Annotated in this window: 18 protein-coding genes; 3 read left to right on the top strand and 15 right to left on the bottom strand. The window is 41.1% G+C overall.

The annotated features are described in order from the left end of the window. Positions 1–29: 29 nt before the first annotated feature. Complete coding sequence (locus ID165_RS26450; protein WP_192348369.1) at positions 30–1928, top strand: TIGR00341 family protein; 1899 nt, start codon at positions 30–32, stop codon at positions 1926–1928. A 5-nt stretch (positions 1929–1933) separates the two neighbouring features. Here the strand turns inward: ID165_RS26450 and ID165_RS26445 are convergent, their stop codons facing one another. Further along, positions 1934–2677 carry a diphthine--ammonia ligase gene (locus ID165_RS26445; protein ID WP_192348368.1) on the bottom strand — a complete coding sequence of 248 codons (744 nt, stop codon included), beginning with the start codon at positions 2675–2677 and terminating at the stop codon, positions 1934–1936. Positions 2678–2867: 190 nt separating this feature from the next. Then, positions 2868–4400 (bottom strand): M20/M25/M40 family metallo-hydrolase, encoded by a 1533-nt coding sequence (locus ID165_RS26440; protein ID WP_192348367.1) that lies wholly within the window; start codon positions 4398–4400, stop codon positions 2868–2870. Positions 4401–4612: 212 nt separating this feature from the next. On the opposite strand from ID165_RS26440, the gene ID165_RS26435 reads away from it, so the two are divergent. After that, positions 4613–4810: a hypothetical protein gene (locus ID165_RS26435; RefSeq protein ID WP_192348366.1), complete on the top strand. Its 198-nt coding sequence runs from the start codon at positions 4613–4615 to the stop codon at positions 4808–4810. 168 nt (positions 4811–4978) lie between these two features. Here ID165_RS26435 and ID165_RS26430 read toward each other — a convergent pair whose 3' ends face one another. The 6 genes from ID165_RS26430 to ID165_RS26405 form a co-directional block, all read right to left on the bottom strand. Continuing rightward, the gene (locus ID165_RS26430) at positions 4979–5425 is read right to left on the bottom strand and encodes a DUF4440 domain-containing protein (RefSeq protein ID WP_192348365.1); all 447 of its coding nucleotides are present in this window, start codon (positions 5423–5425) and stop codon (positions 4979–4981) included. 331 nt (positions 5426–5756) lie between these two features. Next, positions 5757–6506 carry a hypothetical protein gene (locus tag ID165_RS26425; protein ID WP_192348364.1) on the bottom strand — a complete coding sequence of 250 codons (750 nt, stop codon included), beginning with the start codon at positions 6504–6506 and terminating at the stop codon, positions 5757–5759. Positions 6507–6708: 202 nt separating this feature from the next. Beyond that, positions 6709–7029 carry a 2Fe-2S iron-sulfur cluster-binding protein gene (locus ID165_RS26420; protein ID WP_192348363.1) on the bottom strand — a complete coding sequence of 107 codons (321 nt, stop codon included), beginning with the start codon at positions 7027–7029 and terminating at the stop codon, positions 6709–6711. A 15-nt stretch (positions 7030–7044) separates the two neighbouring features. After that, positions 7045–8049, bottom strand: a complete 1005-nt coding sequence (locus ID165_RS26415; protein WP_192348362.1) for an NAD(P)/FAD-dependent oxidoreductase — start codon at positions 8047–8049, stop codon at positions 7045–7047. A 57-nt stretch (positions 8050–8106) separates the two neighbouring features. Then, positions 8107–8556, bottom strand: coding sequence for a MarR family winged helix-turn-helix transcriptional regulator (locus ID165_RS26410; RefSeq protein WP_192348361.1), 450 nt, complete (start codon positions 8554–8556; stop codon positions 8107–8109). A gap of 214 nt (positions 8557–8770) precedes the next feature. Continuing rightward, on the bottom strand, positions 8771–10033 hold the full coding sequence (locus ID165_RS26405) for a replication-associated recombination protein A (RefSeq protein WP_192348360.1): 1263 nt from the start codon (positions 10031–10033) through the stop codon (positions 8771–8773). A gap of 412 nt (positions 10034–10445) precedes the next feature. Between ID165_RS26405 and ID165_RS26400 the strand changes: the two genes are divergently transcribed. Further along, a complete protein-coding gene (locus ID165_RS26400) occupies positions 10446–14708 on the top strand; it encodes a gliding motility-associated C-terminal domain-containing protein (protein WP_192348359.1) in 4263 nt (1420 codons plus the stop codon). Between the two features lie 38 nt (positions 14709–14746). Here the strand turns inward: ID165_RS26400 and ID165_RS26395 are convergent, their stop codons facing one another. The 7 genes from ID165_RS26395 to ID165_RS26365 all read right to left on the bottom strand — a co-directional run bounded on the left by ID165_RS26395 (position 14747) and on the right by ID165_RS26365 (position 22091). Continuing rightward, on the bottom strand, positions 14747–15484 hold the full coding sequence (locus ID165_RS26395) for a GNAT family N-acetyltransferase (RefSeq protein WP_192348358.1): 738 nt from the start codon (positions 15482–15484) through the stop codon (positions 14747–14749). Positions 15485–15490: 6 nt separating this feature from the next. Continuing rightward, positions 15491–15940, bottom strand: a complete 450-nt coding sequence (locus tag ID165_RS26390; RefSeq protein ID WP_192348357.1) for a DMT family transporter — start codon at positions 15938–15940, stop codon at positions 15491–15493. A 208-nt stretch (positions 15941–16148) separates the two neighbouring features. Beyond that, the gene (locus ID165_RS26385) at positions 16149–16793 is read right to left on the bottom strand and encodes a Crp/Fnr family transcriptional regulator (protein ID WP_225586910.1); all 645 of its coding nucleotides are present in this window, start codon (positions 16791–16793) and stop codon (positions 16149–16151) included. Positions 16794–17103: 310 nt separating this feature from the next. Continuing rightward, complete coding sequence (locus ID165_RS26380; RefSeq protein ID WP_192348356.1) at positions 17104–17295, bottom strand: CsbD family protein; 192 nt, start codon at positions 17293–17295, stop codon at positions 17104–17106. A 461-nt stretch (positions 17296–17756) separates the two neighbouring features. After that, complete coding sequence (locus tag ID165_RS26375; RefSeq protein WP_192348355.1) at positions 17757–20096, bottom strand: TonB-dependent receptor; 2340 nt, start codon at positions 20094–20096, stop codon at positions 17757–17759. A gap of 61 nt (positions 20097–20157) precedes the next feature. Then, positions 20158–21411: a HAMP domain-containing sensor histidine kinase gene (locus tag ID165_RS26370; protein ID WP_192348354.1), complete on the bottom strand. Its 1254-nt coding sequence runs from the start codon at positions 21409–21411 to the stop codon at positions 20158–20160. Continuing rightward, the gene (locus tag ID165_RS26365) at positions 21408–22091 is read right to left on the bottom strand and encodes a response regulator transcription factor (RefSeq protein WP_192348353.1); all 684 of its coding nucleotides are present in this window, start codon (positions 22089–22091) and stop codon (positions 21408–21410) included. The genes ID165_RS26370 and ID165_RS26365 overlap by 4 nt, the downstream gene beginning before the upstream one ends. Positions 22092–22146: the final 55 nt, after the last annotated feature.

Raw genomic sequence — 22146 nt, 5'->3', positions numbered from 1 at the left:
TCCCAGTTTGGACATTATAAAATTCAATAATGAAGAAAATCACTTTTGTATATGATCCGGAAACAGAACAGGAAAAACTGGATGAGTTAGTAGAAAGGCTCGATCCTAAGCCTGAAAACCACGTCTCTTTTGCAGAACTTGACCCCACTGAGTATTCATCAGATGATTGGCTCGCCTGCTCTCTGCCGGACTTCCTTCTAAAAGAACTTGTTGAACTAGTAAAAGACAGTGAAGTCAACATAGGGCTGCTCCCCCACCCGAAGATGGAACAGGGAAAGAAAGGCTTTGGCATCAATGCCACACTGGAAAAAGCTTGGCAGGAAATTCAAGAAGCAGAGGGAATTCCTAATGTAGACCTGATGCAGGTAAATAAGGAGTTGACCTTTAACTCTTTGGTAATAGGATCCTCGCTTAGTATTCTATACACCAATTCTGCCAGTAATTTTTTTGAAGGGTTAAAAATCCGCTTCATGCAACTTCTGAAACTTTTCCGCAAGGTAAAACTCAAGCCCTACACAATTTCATACAAAAATGGCAGCAATGACGAAAAAACGATAAAAACTGCCGCGATGGGAATTCTCGCCGTGGCACATTGTGAAAGCAACTTGATTTTCCGAAGGGTAATTCAAGGATCGGGACTTGATGATGGACGGGTTCACCTCTTGATTTTGGCACCGAAAAGCCTATTTTCTCTTATCCAATTTGGGCTACAAAATCTATTTTTCCCTATCAAGGGAGGTGCTCTCCCACAGTTTGTAGGATACATTTCAACGAGTGAAGCTATAGTTTCCTCCTCAGAAACTATAGATTTTGCATTAGACGGCGAAGAAGGTAAAAAGAAAGAATTGACCATTAGCCTTGTAGAGAAAAAAGCCAAACTGCTCCTAGGAACATCTCTCATCAAAGCCGAAGAAATAAATGGACCCGCTGAAATCAACACCAATTTACTGCCGACAGGAAGGCTAAAAGAAGAACTGCTTCATTCCTATCTGCCTTGGGTTAGACATGCCACTACTGATGAATTTAAGGACTTATTTTCTCTACTGAGAAAAAACGCACAGACAGGTTCCAGCTATTTGGTTTTGATGGCTTTGTCGACCATGATTGCGACATTTGGGCTTTTCGGGGATTCAGCCCCTGTGGTGATTGGTGCGATGATTCTGGCTCCACTGATGGGGCCAATTATCTCCTTGGCCATGGGTGCACTTAGGCAAGATACGCTGCTGATAAAGAATAGTATGGTCACTATATTCTGGGGAATTGTATTGGGTTTGATATTTTCAATCCTAATCACTTGGATCACTCCACTTGAAGATCTCAATAATCAGATCACCGCCAGAATCCGTCCAAATCTCCTTGACTTAGGAATTGCCATTGCCTCAGGAATAGCGGGAGCCTATGCCTATTCAAAAGAAGAAATATCCAAAACGCTGGCTGGAGTTGCGATTTCGGTTGCTTTAGTACCACCCCTTGCTGTTGCAGGAATTGGTATTGGATGGTTAGATTGGAATGTGTTTTGGGGGGCGATGCTTTTGCTGGGAACAAACCTTGCAGGAATCGTGATGGCTGCCTCCCTGACTTTTCTTATGCTAGGCTTCAGTCCATTTCGGCTTGCCAAAAGAGGTTTGCTCATCAGCCTTGGAATTCTGATCGCTATCGCATTGCCGCTAGGCTTGACTTTCAATAAAATGGTGGAAGAAAACGAAATCATCCAAGGACTAAGCGGAAAAGAAATCCCACATGGCTTACTACGGCAAGTAAAAGTAGTCCAGATGCAACCGCTCAAATTATCTGTTACAATCCTATCAGAAAAAGCGCTCGATGAGCAGGATTTTTTAGAAATTCAGCAGGAAATCGAAGAAGAAATCGGACAATCTATAGCATTAGAGCTTACTCTGGGAGTAAAGATCGATAGTGTTGAAAAGTAAAATGTCTAAACAGGAATCAAATCACAATACCAAAATCCATACCTTGCGGGATCTTCTTTCTTATCGGAAAAACATTGGTCAGCATCATCTTCGCTTTTGGGTGCTTCGTATTTTCTGAGAACAATCTCTCCCTTTTTAAAATTTATAGGCTTGCTGAAAATCGGCCCATCATATACAAACGTGTGAAATTCGCCATTCTCTCCGCAGGGATCCACATCGTCGGGTAGATCTTTCAAAAATTCTTCGTCAATCACCCTCCCCACAAAGCTTTTATCCAAATACTTTTCATTCACGCAAGTAGTGATTGTCTTGAAACCCAAATCCAGAAATTCTCGAATCAGTAGATCTGTTGGTCGCTTCCAAAGAGGAAATACACCCTTTAAATCCAACTCCGCCAATTTACCCTCACGATAGGTTCTCAGATCTTCCAGAAAAATATCACCAAAAACAGAGGCAGTGATTCCTTCTTTCTTCAATCCGGAAAGCATATTCCGCATGGTTTCTTCATAGACAGCCATAGACGGCATATCGGGAACTTCCATTTTCACCAGAGGAATTCCAATATGTTCAGCTTGTGCTTCCAATAAGTCCACCCGAACGCCATGCATAGAGATCCGTTGATACTTCCCGCTGATACTCGTCAGCAAACAGGCAATTTCAAAGTCTTGTGACTGCTGTAATTTGTATAGGGTAAGTGCGGAATCTTTACCTCCGCTCCAATTGAAAATTGCTTTTTCTTTGGTCAACATTCCGGATTTTGTTTTGCTAAAAATAAAGGCAATTGAGCAGAATCAATGCTTCTTCCTAAACTAAAAAAGGAGATCTGTTTCAAAAACCGAAATTATTACATCAAGCGAAGTAGAAGTACACCTACATTCCGCAAAAAAACCGGATACAAATTGCTTCGTATCCGGTTACATTTGGTTGATTGTAGGTTATTTATTCAGTTTTTGTTAATTCTTTTCTGGGAAGAATCCCGTCTCTTTGGGCAGTATTGAACACAAAGGAAGCGATGACTACTGACATTTGCTTCAAATCATCCAACTCCAATCGCTCAAATGTGTCCATGTTGGTATGGTGGGTTCTCGTACGGTACTCGATAGGATCCTGAATAAACTGGAAGCCTGGGATACTTAAGGCATCAAAACTCTGGTGGTCTGTGCCCCCTGTGTTGCTGATCGTAATGGTACGGTCTTCTACAATATCATCCAGAGAAGTAAACCATTCATTGAAAATAGGTTCTACAGCTGCATTTCCCTGCAAATAAATCCCACGAATCCGTCCAGTTCCATTGTCAATATTGTAGTAGGCAGAAATCTTCTCATATTCAGGCTTTAATTCCATCGTCTCCCGGTCTCCGAAATGGTTTTTCACATAGCCTCTTGAGCCATGCAACCCCTGTTCTTCTCCACCCCAAAGCGCAATGCGAACCGTTCTTTTGGGCTGAAGACCAGTTGCTTTTAAAATCCTTACAGCTTCCATCATTACAATACAGCCGGCAGCATTATCAGTAGCCCCATTTGCCCCATGCCAGGAATCCAGGTGTCCACCAAGCATCACAACCTCTGACTTCAATGAAGGATCAGAACCGGGAATTTCTGCTATCACATTATAGCCTTGCAGATCTTCAGTTCTATACCGGGTCTTAACCTCTGCCTCTACCTCGACTTTCACCCCATTTTCGCTTAATCTTGCCATAAGATTCACATTTTCCGGCGCAGTTTCCAGTTCAGGGACACCGACAGGCGTATCTTTCAAATAGCCTCTTGGGCTACTTGTAAATAGCGTGCCATGACGACCATTAACCCCTTTGATGATCAATGCAGCACCTTCTTCAGCGATAAATAAATTGACTTTGGCAGCAAATTCACGTGCCGCCCTGAATTGGGCGAGCATTTCCGGCGTATAGCCGCTATTTCCCCGAGGTGTTGGATGCTCCATGCCATGCAATTGCTCGACAGTGTATCTGACCGCATCCGGTTCAAATGTTGGTTCCTGTGTGCCGGTAGGCTTGATGGCAATGATAGCCCCTTTGAGTTTGCCCTTGTATTCGGCAAAGTCCTCTTCCTTTTGGATATCCAAAAAAATAACTTTACCGCTTACTTCACCCTTCGTGCTTTCTGTCCAAGCCTTTGGAATGGCAATGAAAGGCATGTAATAGGGTTTAGTCATTGCGATGTAACTTTTCTCCATTTCCCAACCACGTCCAAACTCACCCCAAGGCTCTGCAGCAGCATTTTCCAAACCCCAATCCGACAATTGTTTGATGGCATATTCGGTAGCCCGCTCGTAACCTTCCGAGTTGCTAAGTCTTGGCCCTGCTTTATCCACTAGTTGAAATGCTATTTCCTCTACTTTGGAATTTCCCAAGCCTTCTTTTTTGATTTTTTCAATTGCCTCAAGATCTACTTCTTGGGCAAAAGTCATCCCAGCCAAAAGTAATGCCGGCAGGACAAATAATTTTCTATTCATAATATAGGGGTTCTGTATCGCTCAAAATGAGATAAAAATCTGTTTAAAATTAATCTTTCGGGTAAATTTAAACCAAAAAACAAAATCATTTTTGCTATACAAATAAAAATGCGTTTACTCGACATTTCTACTTTTAAAAAATTGGTTAGAAAAAAGAGCCTTCAATTGCAATAACACTGAGCTTTTCTAAACAGATCAGCACAAACCGCCTAATGAACATTTTAATAAATTACCTTAATCAGATGACCATGGAAATCCCAAAGTTTATTGGACAACGGCTGTCCGATCAAATTGGAAAACAAAAAGTTCTGATACTGTACGGAAGCAGAAGAACCGGCAAAACCACTATTATCGAAAATATCCTTGAGGACAATGAGCATGATTCACTTATGCTTTTGGAGGACGTATGACGGACAAGAAATTGATCTGCTCGAAATCAACAGCAATCAGCAAATACAGGCAATTGAATGTAAATGGGGAGCTTCAAAAGCGAAAATCCCGGCAGCTTTTGCAAAAGCTTATCCAAGTGCCAAATGGGCTGAAATAAATAAAGACAACGTCAGTGAATGGATAATAGATTATTCCCCCGTCGGAAGCATATTTCGGATAGCCGAAATTTTCCACTGTTCGGTTTCCGTCACCACTACGAAGGTACTCCACATCTTGCGAATAGTTCTATCGGCATTTTTGATCTCATAGCGGCAATCCACAATTGCAGCATCGGGATTGAGAAACCGGATAGACTCCACTTTTAGAATTCTATCACCTGGAATTGAGACAGAACTTTCATTCATTCCTTTTACGGCTTCGCCCAGTCCTTTGCGCCACTCACCGGAAGAAACGAGCTGATCAATATCCTCAGTCAAGATCTCTTTCAGCAATACAGTATCTCTTGTGTCCCGGGCTTTGGAATATGAACCGATCAAATCAATAATCTCTTGGGATTCTCCCTTTGTATTCAAAGGATTCTGGCAAAATGCCGCTGAGCTGATCAGGAGAAAGAATGGGAGAAGGAGGGTTTTCATTGCTATTTGGCATTGGTCACAATAACTCTTCAATTTGAAGTAATTTACACTTTTTCCCTAAAAACATTTGTGAGACAAACCCTATCTTCCTTGTAAACAAAAATAAATCCAGCTTCAGAAGAAGCAGGACAACTGTGTGAAAGGCAAGAAACTGGATACTTTTTTATCAAATTATTTAAAATTATATGTATATCAGCTTTTCTACCAATAACGGAAGAAAGGTGCCATAATATTCGAAAAACACTAGCGTCACGGCCACTTCTGTCACCCTTCATCGGTCTTCCGTCCAGTAAAACAAGGAAAATATGGCTACTGGAATCATTGCAGATAATCACATAAAATTATATTCATTAAGCATATACGAGCCACTCATTTGCCAATAATCATTTTCAATTACAAGGAAGAATTTTGCAAGTATAGGAATTGGATCCTCCGAGTAATAGTTATCTAAGATCCACTCAGATTCTTTAATTAATTTTAATATTTTCAGATCAATATCTTCCTGAAATCCTTCGATCACATTAACGTCTGTCCAATAGTTTAATCTGTCCAACTGTACTTCGAAAATTCCAATTTTAGGAATAGAGCCATTTGATTCTATTCTGGATAGCTTACTGAAAAAATCATTCTGATAAGTATCAACAGCAAACCTAGAAATATAACTAAGGTCATTCTCCTTAATTTTTCGAAGTATTTCCAATTCTAGAGGATACTTATCCATGTATTTGAGAGGGAACATTCTTGAACAATAACTCGTCATCGTCAAGCCATTCTCATATTTCTCTAGATAAACAAGAATCTCTTCGCCCTTGTGCATATAGACATTACACATGCCATCTGCTTTCTCTGGATCGAAAATGTAAAATTCTTTTAGACCCGAGCCTTTAAATTCTTCATACACATCCATTGTAATCCTCAATAAAGCTTCATCCTTTTCATAGGTCGAAACTCCAATGATTTTTCCGGAAATCACATTTGACGCGAACCTGTAAGAGTCTGCAAGCCTAGGATAAGAGCAACTACAAGCAATGGCCTTTGAAAAAACAGGCAGCAGAAAAAAGAAAGTGAACAGATATTTCATAATGCTCTAAAATAGCAAAAGCTACTCATCTCAAAATAGCATTAAGGATTTTTAAGACAACCCCTATGGTTTAACAAGTCCAGCTTCTGGAGAAGCAGGACAACTGTGACCTTTGCGATACCTTCGTGACCTTTGCGGTTATAAAAAATAAAGCCACCCATTGCTGAGTGGCTTTTTATATTTACGAGATATTTACGACTGCTTACTGATCTTCTCCGCGGAGCTTCAGAACAGCACCCTCCAATACATCTCCTATTCTAATTTGACAGGCCAACCTGGAAGTCGGATAATACTCCGGTAGATTTTCCAGCTGATCCAATTCAGGATCAGTAGCCTGTCCAAGCTCATCTTTACCTTCCAGCACTTCTATATGGCACGTGCCACATAGTGCCATGCCTCCACAGGTAGCCAAAATCGGATATTCGTATGCTTTTAGGATTTCCATCAGATTGAAGCCCATGTCATCCGGCGCTTCGCATTCTTGACGATTTCCATCCTGATCTTCTACAGTGAAATTAACCATGCTGCAAAACTACTATTAAAATGAATTTACACCATTGACAGTCGTGTATTTAAAGCTCAATTTTTGATCCGGGTACACATACTTAAAGGCAGAGTGCATCATAATCGCAGCTTCGTGGAATCCACAAAGTATCAGCTTCAACTTGCCCGGATAAGTATTGATATCACCGATCGCATAGATCCGCTCCACTCCGGTAGAGTAATCACGGGTATCTACTTCTATCGCATTTTTGTCGATGCTCAATCCCCAGTCGGCAATCGGCCCCAACTTAGGACTCAGCCCAAACAAAGGAATCAGGTAATCTGCCTCCAATTTTATTTCGATTTTGGATTTATCCACGAAAGTCACTGAATCCAATTTTCCGTTTCCTCCAAGTTCTTTGAGGTTTGCAGAAAGGATCAGATCAATTTTCCCATTATTTGCCAGATCAAATACTTTGGCCGCAGAATCAGGTGCTCCGCGGAAAGTTTCATTTCTGTGAACCAAGGTCACTCTTTTAGCCACTTTCGAAAGGAAAATAGTCCAATCCAAAGCAGAATCTCCACCACCCGCAAGAATGACATTCTTATCACGGAAGGTCTCCGGGTTCTTCACCATATAGGTAACTCCTTTACCTTCAAAAATCTCCAAATTCTCCACAACAGGCTTTCGAGGCTCGAAGCAACCCAAACCACCTGCTATGACAATTACCTGCGCATGGACTTTGGTTTTGTCGCTTGTCGTCACTATATAGGAACCATCTTCCTGCTTGTCCAGATGATCCACACGCTCACCCAAAGTGAACGTAGGAGAAAAAGGCTTAGCCTGCTCCATCAGATTGTCCACAAGATCCTGCGCATTCACTTCTGGATAGCCCGGAATATCATAAATAGGCTTCTGCGGATAGATTTCCGAAAGCTGGCCTCCCACCTGAGGCAGAGCATCGATGAGGTGGCAGCGCATTTTCAGCAAACCTGCTTCGAATACTGCAAATAGGCCTACTGGGCCGGCTCCGATAATACAAAGGTCTGTATGGATCATGGTGAATGAAAATTTGGGGATTCCCCTGGTTAAAAATTCTCTTTTTTGATTAACTACTTATTGGTCGAGTGATTCGCCATTTAGATTTTGGTAAATCGTATTTAGAATCCGCTTGAATTCTTCGAAATCACGGGGGCTCAAATTCTCCCACGCTTTCTCTCTAATCTGATGTATTTCAGGTCTCAAAGAAGAGACTTTGGATACTCCTGTCTCTGTCAAATGCAGCTGAAAGCTACGTCTGTCCTGAGGATGTGGCACACGTTCTACATAGCCTTTTTTGCAAAGCAAATCAATAATACGAGTAAGCGTAGGATGGTCCTTGAAAACCAAGTTTGCCAATTCCGTCTGACTTAGCACGTCGTTTTCTGACAGATTCTTCAATACCAACCACTGGTCAACAGTCACATCAAAATCGCCTGACTTGAACTGCTGCTGAGCATATTGCTTCACTTTTCGGGCTGTGCGGTCCAATAGAAATGAATACTTGGAATATTGCTCTTGTGTCATACCAATAGTTAGTGTGACAAATATATGAAAAATCTGAATGAAGAATACAATTCTCTATTATTTTTATGGGGTTTGTAGGTTTATAGCATTGATGATAAAAAAGATGAATGGCATTCCAAACTTCAGCATTCAACGTTTGCCATTCAGCATTCTTAATTAACCAATTGAAAATCAGAATAATTGAAAATTGAAAAATTTTGATTTCAGCTTTCCATCAATACCCATATTTCCCCTGCCACTTCGAACTTAAATATCTTCTAAGTTCATTTTCCCGTGCGTTTTCTCCAGGATCATAGAGTTTTAAACCTTTGATTTCATCAGGTAAAAACTCCTGGTTCACAAAATTACCGGAAAAGTCATGGGAATATTTATATGCTTTGCCATAGTTCAAATCCTTCATGAGTTTCGTTGGGGCATTGCGTAGATGAAGCGGTACAGACAAATCACCCTTTTCCCGAACCAAAGCCTGAGCCTGATTAATTGCCATATAGGCAGCATTGCTTTTCTGGGAACTCGCCAAATAAGTCACGCACTGCGAAAGAATAATCCTGGATTCAGGATAGCCTATAATCTTCACCGCTTCAAAACAATTTGTAGCCAAAAGCAAGGCATTGGGATTGGCATTTCCTATATCCTCAGACGCTAAGATCACCAAGCGTCTCGCTATAAACTTGACATCCTCTCCCCCTTCTATCATTCGTGCCAACCAGTATACGGCAGCATTGGGGTCCGAGCCGCGGATGGATTTGATAAAGGCAGAAATAATATCGTAGTGCTGCTCGCCGGACTTATCATAAAGCGCTACTTTCTGCTGTGCAATTTTCATGACTTTTTCGTCAGTTATCACACAGGGATCCTCATTGATCCCATCGATCACAATCTCCAGCAAATTCAACAGCTTACGCCCATCTCCACCCGAAATGCGCAGGAGTGCATCACTCTCTTTAAGTTTTACGTCAAGCTTTTTCAGTTCAGCATCTTTTTCCAATGCCTGACGAATCATTCCTTCCAGCTCAGCTTTGCCCAATGAATTCAATGTAAAAACCTGACATCTGGAAAGTAAGGCAGCATTGACTTCAAAGGATGGATTTTCTGTAGTGGCTCCGATCAGACGGATTACCCCCTTTTCCACTGCGCCCAGAAGCGCATCCTGCTGGGATTTATTGAATCGGTGAATTTCATCAATAAAAAGCACCACACCCTGCTGGAACTTTGCTTTCTCAATCACTTCCCGAATATCTTTCACACCGGAACTGATCGCGCTGAGGGTATAAAACGGTGCTTTGATTTCATTGGCTATAATATTGGCAATAGTCGTCTTCCCCACTCCGGGAGGCCCCCAGAGAATCAGAGACGGAACATTTCCTGATTTTATCGCTTTGAAAAGAAATGAGGTAGACGAAGACAAGTGCTCCTGTCCGATCAGGTCTTCTAATCGGGTGGGCCGCATTCGTTCTGCAAGGGGAGTATTATTCATTTGCTGGCTAGACTTACTTCTGCAAGATACTAGACAAAAGAGAAAGGCTCATAAAGGACTTTCTAAATTTGACAAAGCATGTCGTAAAGGGTTTTATCGTACAGTTATATCTGAAAAAGGAATGATTGTCAGAAAACCATAGACGATAAATAATACACTTTGTTTGGCATCTTTTCGCACTGTCTCCCACTGCAAAAACAATCCTTGAAACTAAGGTTGATTCTGATTCAATATCAGATTCAAGGCGATTATCCTCGTTTGAAATTTACTTTTTCATTGGCAGCGTTATAAATGTTATTATATTTTATGTCCTCTAAAGAAAAACTAAGTTTTAATTAAACCTCTATTTTTCCGATTGAAATTTATTTGCATATTTAGATGCCCATTTCCAACACTTTTCAATTGCCACTTCATGTTTTTCGGGAAATCTTCATTCCTACTATTCGTACTGACTTGCATAAGCCTGCTTGCTCTGGTCACTTCTACCAATGCACAAAATGACAATAGGGTACCCTTTCGGCATCGGGTAGGATACCCGGCACCTAAGAATAATATTTTTCATATCAGAGGTGATTTCACAACCATCGGCAACACCAACCTCACCATGGAAAATTACCAAGATGACGTGCAGAATGCAATGGAGGAAATGAAATTTGTAGACGTAGACGACGACCAAGAAACATTTAACTCTTCTTCCGCTACCCTCCTGTTTTCTGAGGAAAATGGAGCAGACCCAAACTGTTCCGAAATTCTATATGCAGGACTATATTGGTCAGGCAGGACTGAGCTTGGCAAAGGGTTGACCTTTGAGACAACCAAAAAAAATAAGCTTGCCCCAGTCACATTAGACAAAAAAGAGGCAGTAATCACCACTGCCGAAGAAGTAGATTATTTCCCCTACACCTTTAATATCTCTTATGCCTCTGACCACGATGATTTATACTTCCCCGTCTACGAACTTTTTTCTCATGACGGATCGCAAACTATAACTTTCCAGTTTGCGAATGATGGTACCATTCTATATAGTTTAGATCATCTGTATGGATTTATGTATGTTGAAGACTTAGAGGTTTCTACTTCAAATGGAAAATCTAAAGCCACTTTTAAGCCCATTACTTTTTCATTTGAAGGTCTATCTTTTTCCATCGGCGAATTGACTAGATCGGTACCTGCCATCGTAAATGAGACTGATGACACCAACAACTCTATCAAATTGGTCACCTCAGGCACCTACACACCTTATATTTATCAAACTGCACAATTCGACAGGCGGCGGGTAAAATTAAAAGCACCGGGCGCAACTGAATATGTAGAAGTGACTGCAGCGGGCAACGCCATACTTTTTCCACAGGAAGAGCTGGGCGAAATGTATGTAGGTTACGCCGATGTCACCCAACTCATCAGAAGCCATGGCAGTGGACAATATACAGTGGCAGATATTGCACTCACGGAAGGCATGTCAGACAATACCGGCTTTTACGGTCATTGGGGATTAATCGTAGTTTATCAAAATGCCAAAATGAACTTCCGTGATGTCACCATATTTGACGGATACACATTCGTAGAAGCTAAAAACGGAGCTGAGACAGTTGGTGAAATTGAAATAAAAGGATTTGGAACAGTAAAAGAAGGCCCTGTAAGCCTTAAGCTGGGGCTCATGGCCGGAGAAGGGGATAAACCCACTTCCGGGGATTTTCTGGAAATACTGGATCAAAAAGGGGTATGGACACGCTTGTCCCACCCCAAAAACACGCCCGACAATTTCTTTAATTCATCGATTTATACTCCTGTAAAGATGGCAGACGGAAGCTTAAAGGAGAATCCCAGAAACCCTTTTCTGAATAATAACACAGGAATAGACATCGTACAATGGGACATTCCCAATCCCCAAAATTCGATCATTGCAAATGATCAAACTTCAGCCCGTTTCAGGTATGGGACTAACCAAGACCTGTATACACTCTACTCATTAGCTTTTTCGGTTCTTTCTTATTCTCTAGAAATACAAGCCCACAACCAAATCATATCAATAGACGGAGAAATCCCGACTGATTCTCCATCCGCTAGACCCGGTGAGGAAATTACCTACCAAGTGGACATCAGAAATGCAGGTTCCGAAACCTCAGAACAAACCCGAATTGTCATTCCGGTTCCATATACTGCTATTTTCGTTAATGCAGAGGTGATACCCAACACCTATGGCAACGTGACATTCGATCCTAACCAGGGTTTGTCAGGAGCTATCATATGGGAGCTCGGCACTGTTCCTTTGACAGAAAATCCAGAAGAACTAATCGCTTCCCTACAATACACCTTGAAGCTAACGGAAGATTGCTTTGTACTTGCAAGCGATAATTGTGATGCAATAGTCTCCGTCAATGGCAGTATTTCGGGCATTGGAGGCATCTCCAAGCAAGCATATTCCGATATTCCCTTTATTAAAGGGTTTATGGATGATGACTGTTCCGGCTATGGAATCTACGGTCCTTTGGAAGTCCCTATCACAGGGAAAGCTGAATTTGCAGCGACCCATTGCTCCGGATTCGAATTATTTACCGACCTTACCCCTATTGACCTTCCTGAATTCTGTCTGGGAGACACTCCCGCTAATCTGGCCGAGCTTATCCTTCCCAGTGACGAAGGGTATCAAATCTATTTCTTTTCAGACGAGATGGGTGGCACACCCTTGCTGGATTATTATGTAAACACTTCTTTTGCAGGAACCGAAAGAGTGTGGGTATCCGAGGGTCCTATCGGCTCCTGTACAGGCATGCGGATACCGGTCGATTTAAATGTCAGACCCAGAGCTCCACAACCGATAACGGAAGATATAATTATGTGTATGGAACAGGCTTCCACACAATTCGATGTGGAAGCAACGCCTGGATTCACGGTATTTTATTATGAGGATAATGATCCTCTGACTTCACCGCTCTCCACTGCTCCCCATATTGACCTATCAGCACCGAAAGAGCTCTCTATATGGGTAAGTCAATTTAAAGAAGGCGAATGTGAGAGCTTTCGTAAGGAAGTTAAATTCCTAGTGGAAGACTGTAGCCTCAGACCTAAGATCCAGCTGTCTCTCACCGCAGATCCGGATAGTTATAGCGGGGAGCAAGAACTTATCACGTTTACCCTCGTGGTGAAAAACACCGGTGGGGTCAGACTGGAAAACATAGTGGTCAATGAACATCTAACCTACAACAACTGGAATATCCCGAATTTAAACCCCGCTGAAGAAAAGACTTTTACCTTCTCCTATAACGTAACCTTATGGGACTTACAATATGGCTTTATCTTACTTAACGCTAGCACAAATGGTGCAGACCGGTATGGCGAATTCGTCTATGACGATCAACTGTTAGAAGTACCGGGAGTTATTTTCTCACCCGGATTTTTAGAGTATGAGCTCGTTACATCCCCAGTAGCCTGCCAGTCAAACGGCATAGCACTTGGACCTATCACTATCTATTGGCAACAACTGCAGAGCGGCACATACACTATTCAAAACCTTGAAGACGGCAAAGAATACCATGGCAAATTTGAAAATAAAAACCAGATTCAACATCAAGTTCCTGCCGGAGATTACATGCTGGATATTTGGGATTCGGAAGGGCAGTCCCACTCAGTACCCGGAATAATCAGTATCGAAGAAAGAGGTGATGTAGAATTCTCAATTCCCGCTCAAGTAGAAGCATGTGGTGAATATTTGCTTGCCCCAGAGACTGGGCAAGAGCTGGTATTTACTCTTATAGCACCTGATGGATCTGTAATAAATCCTGATTACGATGGCTACTTTTCCATAATACAGACAGGAACTTACAAGATTACAGGAGCTGATCCTCAACAAGTGCTGTGCCCTGTGGAAAAACCCTTTCAATCAGACATTCTCCTCCCTGCACCGCTGGAGCTCGAAGTAATGCCTTACTGTAGCGAAGATACTTCCACTTCCATATTCTTAAAGGATGATGTAACTGAGCATGAAGTAAAATGGTTCAGCATCAATTCAGAAGGAGACGAACATCTTGATGCATTCGACAACAGTACAATGCTGATTGTGCAGGGAGAGGGCCTCTATCGTGTTACCATTACAGATAAGGATGGATGCAGGGTGGGGCTCGGCGAGATCCAGATTACACAATCTTTTACTGAGCCTCCCGCACTTAGCAGTCTGTACACGATCTGTGCAAAAAAGAATGTCTTGGCTGCTATAGAACCGGGAAGCAGATTTACTGAATACAGCTGGATTCTGGACGGAATTGAGGTTAGTGATTCTCCTGTATTTATCCCTACGCTGGCAGGCTCTTATAGCCTAATAGCAAAAGACTGGTTGGGATGTGACTTTTTTGCCGATTTTGAAGTGGAGATCAAATGTGACCCTGAGGTGATCCACCCTACCGCTATTCGACCGGGTGATCCAGAAAGAACCTTTGAAGTCTATCCTGATAATTTGACAGATGAGCTTGAGTTGTCTATCTATAATCGCTGGGGACAACTTATTTACTATTGTGAGGATAAAAATTTAAAAAACGAGGTGAAATCGTCCTGCATATGGGATGGAACATTTAATAATTCCGCAGCCCCTAATGGTTCGTATCTTGTGCTGGTCCGTATTAAGAACAGAGAACAAAACCTCATTATAGTCCGGAGGTCATCCGTTTTGGTGTTTGATTAATCTGACCAATGCGCTAATCCAATATTTTCCATAATTGTTTATTTGCCGGTTATCAATCTATAATTTGTCATTAGAAAATCTTCGGAAAAACCCATTTTTTGATAGATATTTTTTCCCATTGCAGAAGATTGAAGCGTCACAAATTCTACATGGTCATCGATGGCATTATTGATCAGATGTGCCATTACTTCTTCTGCCAAACCTTGCTTCCTGAACTCAGGAATAATCCCCAATCCGTGTACTCCCAATACATTTTCTGTTTTGTATGCGATAACTGTCCCGATTATCTGATCATTGAAGCGAACAAGGTAATAGGGAATTAAATGGCTGGTCTTATTGAGAATTTCTGCGGAGATTTTGTACCCGAAACTTCTTGGATATAATGCGCTCCAGTCAGTTACCTGACTCTCTTCCATCACTTTTTCCAGAGTTACACGATTGGAGTGATTGTGCTTATCCTGAAGCTTAAGAGACATTCCGATTTGCTCTGACTTCGTGCCAAAGCGAAATTGCTCAAAAATAGGATGAAGCTCGTTTTCAAAATCACTCCAATGGCTTAGGGTCAAGGGTATCGACGAGCTCCAAACAATTTCTATCGCTGTCTCCAACGTTTCTTCCGTAACTTCTGAAGTAAACCATACCCGATTGGGCCATTCAGAACCGGTGACTTGACAATGGCTTATAGTATTTTGAGAAAATTGCTTTTGAAATGAGTTTCCTATAGTTTCCCATAAGGAAATCAGGTTGTTGATATTTTTCTCTTTGACAGTATTCATTGTATGCTAGTTTGAGTTGATAAAAGCTATTCCTAAAATCATTGCGGATACCCCAATCATCTTTTTCAATGTGATGGGTTCGAAAGGTAAATTCAGCCAGCCGAAATGCCCCGCTACTACAGAAAATACAAGCTGCCCGCACAATCCCATAGAAATCATTTTAGAGATACCCAGTTTGGGAATTGTAAAATAGTACAAGGTAATTCCTATTATACTAAACAAGCCTCCGGCAAACCACAGATACCAAGGAACCTGTTTTGCTGTTTGGATAGTGGGTATATCTTTCGAAAAGAGCAAAACAAAGACGAAGGCAAACAGGACTCCGCTGATTGATGTCGAAATGGATGCAAGAATGGGTTTTTTAACCAACACACCCAATTGGGTGTTAAAACCTGCCTGTATAGCTAAGCAAACTCCGCCTATGAAAGCTATTATGGATAATAATGATTGATTCATATGGTAAAATTATCCCAAAGAATCCAAGGCACTCTTTACATATGTTGAGACGGACATTTTTTTTAGGCATATCCGATTTTAATCCGGGGAGTGACGTGAAATCAGCATGGGATTTATTCAATATGAATGCTATTTCTGTCCCGCCTGAATGTTAAAAAATAAAGCGAATTGACCTCATCCGATGGCTATCGGATAAGGTCAACCAGATTTACTTCAAATCTTTCCTTATTCTGCTCAATTGTGTGGGAGTAATTCCCAAATGCGATGCGATGTGCTGCAAGGGAATTCTCGTGTCTATGTTGGGATATCTATCCAAAAACTTTAAATATCTCGTTGTGGCATTTTCCATTACCAAGGAAATTTCCCGTTGTTCTTTATCAATTACCCAATTCTTTTCGAGGTAGGAAATGTAAAAATTTTTAACCTCATCGTTTTTGGAAATAAGCTCCTTGTATCGATAATAATCAACGCTTATCAGGGTGGTTTTTTCTATGGCCTGCAAGGTGAATTCAGAGGGAATCTTCAACAATGCCGATACAGTAGAACCCGCAAACTGCTTTTCCAAAAAGATATTCTTATTGTATGTATTCCCTTCACTATCTGTGAAAAAAGCTACTATGGCACCTTCACAGACAAAATGAATATGCTTCGCCACATCGCCAATATTTAGAAGTATTTGATCTTTTTTCAGCGTTTGAAAGTTAATAATAGCTTCAAACAAGGAAAATGACTCGTCAGAAAGCGGAGAATATCCCAGCACCGTTTCTTTAAACTCAGCTAAGTATTGATCAGTTATGCACACTTGTTTTTCACAGCTTGGTTTGATATTGCCCGATGATTTGTGGCTTTGCACTGGGGAAAGATTCCAGCTCTAAAGTTTAATCGAAAAGGTAAAGGTACACGTTGCATTTTCCTTCTGTCTAGAGTTAATCAGCCCAACTATTGTCAACACGCCCACCAATTGTACTTGCTCAGTGTAAAATTAGGTAATTTGATTCTGAACTATTCCTTTTATAGGAAAATGATAAAATGGAGATTTTGAACATAATTAGCTTCAGCCCTGCAATTAGCCCGTCTATATTCCTTTCGATATTATGATTCGGGCAAAAAAAAGGAAGGCTCGAAATTGAACCTTCCTTTTCTTACTTTTTATAGGTCTCGACTTAAAGGCCATCAATGAAACCTTTTACTTCTTCTTTAGTTTTTCCTGTTTTCTTTTGAATTTTCCCCAATAGTTCATCGGATTTCCCTTCGCTATACATCAAATCATCATCGGTCAAATCACCGTATTGCTGCTTTAATTTACCTTTGATTTCATTCCAGTTTCCTTTTACCTTATCTTCAAATGCGCTCATAATATTTATATTTTGATTAGTTGAATTTGTTAATCTGTAGGATGTAATTCCAATTTAATGCCAGCAAGACAAAACAGATCAACTCGATGCTAATTAAGCACTTACAAAAATCAAGCTTAACAGTTAAGCTCCATTAAGGCTTCCCGGTGGGGAATCCATTTCATTATCGGGGGAAAATAAACACATCCACTTGTGTTGGGGTAGAGATACATTTGTGCCTCATAGCTAGGTTGTCCAACGGGTATCTAATATAGGACATGCTGAAAAACACCGGTGGTAGATCAAAAGCTTTCATTTTGATGATTAACTTATTTTCCTCCGAACGGTTTTTTCAGCAAACCCTAATATTCAATGCTGCTATTGTCCCTGCCGCTTGGTTTTGTCTTTCGAACGTGCTTGCCCACTTTCCAATGACAGCCAGGATAGAAGTGCGAGACAGAAACTATTCCTCCAATTGGAAATCAGAAATTATAACGGGCAGTTACTAACATAATTCTCGTTTCCCGCTTTGCCCTGAATTCCTGTGAGAAAGTATTAGTGCGAGTCTCTCCCGCAAATCTGTCTGTATTAAACACGTCCCTAACACTAAGCAATACGCTTGCTTTATCGCTGAAGAACGACTTCTGAATACTTGCATCCATAGAATATCGTGCAAGGTCTCTTCCCTGGGCTTCTATTTCAGGAGAATCATAGTTACCAACCACCTGCAGGTTTATTCCTAACGGAAATTTGAAATCCTGAGTCAGCTTTGCATTCCATGAAAATCCGGAATTGGTAAATTCTTCGCCGATATTAGATCCATCTACTGCTATTCTGAACAGGGTGACCCCTCCATTCAACGAATACCAATCACTGACTTCAGCCACTCCTATAAATTCGACTCCATAGGATTGGGAGGACAGTAAATTGGCAGGTTGAGAATAGGAAATCCCATCCTCCACCAAGGTAATAAAGTCTAATTGCCCATTAACCTTTCTATAAAACAGGTTGGTGGCGAAGCTGGATTTGTCAAAATTAGCCAAGTGTCCCACTTCAAATGAATTGATCATTTCTGGCTCCAAATCGGGATTTCCCCGACGGATATTCAATGAGTCAGTAATGTCAGGAAAGGGATTCAATCTCCAGGCGGTAGGCCTATCGATTCTTCTGGAATAAGTGAATTTGAGTGAATGGTTGTCATCTAAATTATACATTCCCTGCACACTTGGGAACAGGTTAAAATAACGCTGCTGATTTTCCTCATCCGTATTCTTAAGATAAGTGTCCACCTGAGTATACTCTCCACGTAGGCCTAATGCGTACTCAAATTTTTTCACTGTAGAAGAAAAAATAGCATACCCTGCATGGATCTGATCCTGATAGAGAAACCGGTTACTTATTGACGGATCTTCTACAAACGATCCTTCAGCCTCTTCATATCTCAGGTATTGATAATCATTGTCAAATTTCCTGATATTAGATTTCAGTCCTGTCTCAAATTTCCCGGTTTCCCAAGGTTTGATGTAGTCTGCCTGAAGTACAGTTATATTTCTCACCTCATCAGTAAATGCCTGCTCTTGTCCTGAGAGATTCCCGGGAAGGGGAGCCAACGTATTGCCGAAGATCTCAATGTTCTGTGTTTTAAACTGATTTCGGTAGGAATGACTGGCGGTAAACCGAAGCAAATGACCTTTCCCTTCAAAATTATGTTCAAAAATCAAGGCATTGTCCAGTCCTTCATCAGTTTCATCTTCATTGTTTCTCCGGACGTAATCGAATGAGCCGTCCATACCTGCAGGATCCAAACTAGTAAGCTCCGAATACAGGGTATTGACCTGAAATTGATGACCATACTGATATACTCCCTCATAGCTCAACATACTATTCCCAAAGTAATAATCAGCCCCAAGGTTAAGATTGTGGCTTTTCTCCCGCTCAGACCCATTTGTATTCTGTGCAAGTCTTTCCTGATCTTCAAAGATTTCCCGTATTGAGCTTCTCTTGCTTACCCCTTTCCAGTTTCGATAATTATACCCCCCAAACACATTGAAAGTAGCATTACGATGATTAATCCTCCCTCCAATATTGGATCTTCCCCTAGTTCCATAAGTCCCTTCCACTCCCCCGTGGGTTCCTAGATCCTGTCCTTTTTTCAGTACAATATCGATTACTCCACCCTCCGCGGCGGCATCATAGCGGGCATTTGGATTGTTGATCACTTTGATTTCCTCTACTGCACTTGCCGGAAGCTGATCTAGGTTTTGAGTCAATGAGGAATTTCTTCCGTTGATTAAAATGTTGGTTCCATTACTTCCCCTAAGAGAAATAGCCCCGTCTTCGGACACTGATATGGAAGGAGTATTCCTAAGCACATCCAGCAAGGTGCCTCCGGCATTTGCCAGATTATTCTCAGGTGAAATAGTGATGCCCTCCAAACTTGAACGAACAGGCATTTTGCTGGTCTGAACAACTATCTCTTCCAGTTTTTCGGCTGTCCCGATCATCTCCAGATCACCCAGAGACACCTGGCCATCCACAGTCACATTCTCAACAACAAGATCTTCATAACCGATAAAGAATGCTTTAAGAACATATGAGCCTTTTTCCACTTCAAGTACAAACTTCCCATCCTCATCAGTATCAGTATAGGTAATGGGATCAGCAGCGGTAAGAGATTCAAATAATGCCACTTGAGCGAAACCAAGTGACTCATCTCTATCCCCATCTTTTAGTATTCCATGAAGCTGAAAAGTTTGCGCCCAGCCAATCAAGGGGATGCAAAAAAAGAATAGGAAAAGAATAGCTTTCGGGTATAAGTTCATTAGATGGATAGCTGGTTTTGACATAAGGATAGGGAAACAATCTATATCAAATTTGAAGTACCTAGCTAAATCGTATTTCTATGCAATGAAATGGCTCCTCAAAAGTATATTTCAAGCTGAAACCATAGTTTTTACAAATTTGATTTACAATCGCAAGCCCCAGTCCCACAGAATCTTGGCTATCACCATCTTTTCTGAATCGTTGAACCATTTCTTCAGGAGCATAAGAAGGTAACTTTCCTGTATTTTTTATTTCCAGCGTAGTATTGTCCAGATCTATTTGGATTTTCCCACCTTCTAAGTTATGCTTGATAGAATTACTCAGTAAATTATGAAGTAGAATTTCGGCCACATAGGGGTGAATAGGTAATTTTACTTCCTTTTTGATATTCCTGTTGAGGTGGATTGAATGGATCTCGATCACCTCCTCTAAATTCCTCAACATTTTTTCCAAGACCTCGCTGAAATCTATAGGTTTGGGAGATTCAAACTCCTCATTTTCCAGTTTAGCGAGGATGGCAAGAGATTTTACTATTTTTCTGATTCGCTCATTGTTATCAAATGCGGATTGGATCAATGCTGCCTGTTGCTCGTTTATAGTTTCATTCATAAGCAATTCCAATTTACCTCTCACCACTGCCGAGGGAGTTTGAATTTCATGGGAAAGATTCTCGGAAAACTCTTTGATCTTTCGGTAATCATTAAGCAATTTCTCAGACATTTTTTCCAGAAAACTATTCAATAAGTCAAATTCAAAAACACCGCTCTTTGAAAATTCCAACGGTTTATTTTTTTGAAAAGAAAATTGCTGCAGCCGGTTTAAGCTTTGATGGAAAGGATTGAATATTTTTTTGGAAACGGCGCGCAGAAAAAAGCCGATAAACAACAATTGAGCAAAAAACACGGTTAGCATGGTAATCACAATAGTCTCGGTGATATCATCTGCTTCGATCACCAGATTATAATAGGATATTCTATAATGGTTGCCATTGATCTTAAACGAACGACTGGCTTTCAGCTGAGTCTCGTTTCTGTTCATCGGATCATGATAAGCCAATGTGTCTCTCAGCCAAATCTCCTCGAGAGGCCATTCCATGGGAATCTCTTTGATCTCAAGTCTATCATATACCAGTTTCTCTACCGGAGCACCCTGTTCTATCCTATTGGCATATGATTCAATTTGCCTGTTAAGTTCCATCCCCAACTCAAAGTCTATCTCAGCTCCAAGCTTTTCATAGATTACTATTGTCCCTATCAGCAAAGCTGCTACGGTAATTCCCAGAAACCAAAGGCTGACAATGTTTATTAGTTTCATGAGACAGTAGTATCAAATTTATACCCAAGTCCATACACCGTGTTAATGTAATCCTTGCCACCGGCAGCAGATATTTTCTTTCTCAGATTTTTAACGTGCTGATATACAAAATCAAAGTTTGAGAGATCATCTGTATAATCCCCCCACAAGTGATGTGCAATGGCATTCTTTCCCACTACTCTGTCTTTATTAGTCAAGAAGAAAAGAAGCAGATCGTACTCCTTCTTGGTAAGGTCTAATATATGGTTATGGATCAAAACCTGAAACTGTGAGTTGACCACTGTAATCTCATTGAATATCAACTCATCAAACCCCTGCATTTTAGTTCTTCGGTAAACGGCTTTTAGCCTTGCCAGGAGCTCTGACAAATGAAAAGGCTTCGCCAAATAATCATCAGCCCCCTGATCCAATCCGGACAATTTATCATCCAAGGATCCCTTGGCTGAAATGATGATAACTGTTGAATCCAATTTGCTTGACTTAATCATTTCCAGAAGCTCAAGACCACTTCCGTCAGGCAGCATCAAATCAAGCACAATACAGTCGTACCCGTAACTCAGTATTTTATCTTGCGCTTCAAAAAGAGAACTCGCACATTCACATCTGATTCCTTCATGAAGCAGGTAATTATTGATATTTTGGGTCAGTTCCGGATTATCTTCTACTAGTAAAATCTTCATGAATCAACTTTTCAAGGATTATTTAATAAGCATTACATTATACTATTTCCGTAAA

This window comes from Algoriphagus sp. Y33, from assembly GCF_014838715.1.
GTDB lineage: Bacteria > Bacteroidota > Bacteroidia > Cytophagales > Cyclobacteriaceae > Algoriphagus.
The sequence above is the reverse complement of the archived record's forward strand: the minus strand, read 5'-3'. Positions and strand labels throughout refer to the sequence as shown.

What these genes read in the sequence shown, in the direction of transcription:
- ID165_RS26435 (WP_192348366.1), top strand. Translation starts at nt 4,613, where the DNA reads ATGAACATTTTAATAAATTACCTTAATCAGATGACCATGGAAATCCCA.
- ID165_RS26425 (WP_192348364.1), bottom strand. Translation starts at nt 6,506, where the DNA reads ATGAAATATCTGTTCACTTTCTTTTTTCTGCTGCCTGTTTTTTCAAAG.
- ID165_RS26450 (WP_192348369.1), top strand. Translation starts at nt 30, where the DNA reads ATGAAGAAAATCACTTTTGTATATGATCCGGAAACAGAACAGGAAAAA.
- ID165_RS26415 (WP_192348362.1), bottom strand. Translation starts at nt 8,049, where the DNA reads ATGATCCATACAGACCTTTGTATTATCGGAGCCGGCCCAGTAGGCCTA.
- ID165_RS26380 (WP_192348356.1), bottom strand. Translation starts at nt 17,295, where the DNA reads ATGAGCGCATTTGAAGATAAGGTAAAAGGAAACTGGAATGAAATCAAA.
- ID165_RS26430 (WP_192348365.1), bottom strand. Translation starts at nt 5,425, where the DNA reads ATGAAAACCCTCCTTCTCCCATTCTTTCTCCTGATCAGCTCAGCGGCA.
- ID165_RS26400 (WP_192348359.1), top strand. Translation starts at nt 10,446, where the DNA reads ATGTTTTTCGGGAAATCTTCATTCCTACTATTCGTACTGACTTGCATA.
- ID165_RS26365 (WP_192348353.1), bottom strand. Translation starts at nt 22,091, where the DNA reads ATGAAGATTTTACTAGTAGAAGATAATCCGGAACTGACCCAAAATATC.
- ID165_RS26405 (WP_192348360.1), bottom strand. Translation starts at nt 10,033, where the DNA reads ATGAATAATACTCCCCTTGCAGAACGAATGCGGCCCACCCGATTAGAA.
- ID165_RS26410 (WP_192348361.1), bottom strand. Translation starts at nt 8,556, where the DNA reads ATGACACAAGAGCAATATTCCAAGTATTCATTTCTATTGGACCGCACA.
- ID165_RS26390 (WP_192348357.1), bottom strand. Translation starts at nt 15,940, where the DNA reads ATGAATCAATCATTATTATCCATAATAGCTTTCATAGGCGGAGTTTGC.
- ID165_RS26395 (WP_192348358.1), bottom strand. Translation starts at nt 15,484, where the DNA reads ATGAATACTGTCAAAGAGAAAAATATCAACAACCTGATTTCCTTATGG.
- ID165_RS26420 (WP_192348363.1), bottom strand. Translation starts at nt 7,029, where the DNA reads ATGGTTAATTTCACTGTAGAAGATCAGGATGGAAATCGTCAAGAATGC.
- ID165_RS26440 (WP_192348367.1), bottom strand. Translation starts at nt 4,400, where the DNA reads ATGAATAGAAAATTATTTGTCCTGCCGGCATTACTTTTGGCTGGGATG.
- ID165_RS26445 (WP_192348368.1), bottom strand. Translation starts at nt 2,677, where the DNA reads ATGTTGACCAAAGAAAAAGCAATTTTCAATTGGAGCGGAGGTAAAGAT.
- ID165_RS26370 (WP_192348354.1), bottom strand. Translation starts at nt 21,411, where the DNA reads ATGAAACTAATAAACATTGTCAGCCTTTGGTTTCTGGGAATTACCGTA.
- ID165_RS26375 (WP_192348355.1), bottom strand. Translation starts at nt 20,096, where the DNA reads ATGAACTTATACCCGAAAGCTATTCTTTTCCTATTCTTTTTTTGCATC.